Genomic DNA, 252 nt, shown 5'->3' on the forward strand with positions numbered 1-252 from the left:
GCTGCGGCGCGCAACGGGACTGACACGACCACACGAGATCCAGCATGTCGCCTCTTTCACTGATCAACTCGCTGCTCGGCTCGACGAGCGGCACATCGGGCAGCAGCGCGTCGAACGGCGTGCACGCCAGCACGCTGCCGTTCTCGACGACGCTGCAGCAAAGCATCGCCGCGCAGAACCAGGTTGCCGCGCCGTCGCCTGCTCCCGCGCCGGCACCCACGCCGACGCCGGCGCCGTCCGCATCGAATGGCT

1 pseudogene is annotated in these 252 nt (G+C 69.4%); it reads left to right on the plus strand.

Annotated features, from left to right (window positions below):
• Positions 1 to 44 precede the first annotated feature (44 nt).
• A pseudogene (locus SB753_RS39610) lies at positions 45 to 252 on the plus strand (flagellar hook-length control protein FliK); the annotation flags it as partial.

This window comes from Paraburkholderia sp. SIMBA_053, from assembly GCF_046534895.1.
Lineage (GTDB): Bacteria > Pseudomonadota > Gammaproteobacteria > Burkholderiales > Burkholderiaceae > Paraburkholderia > Paraburkholderia caledonica.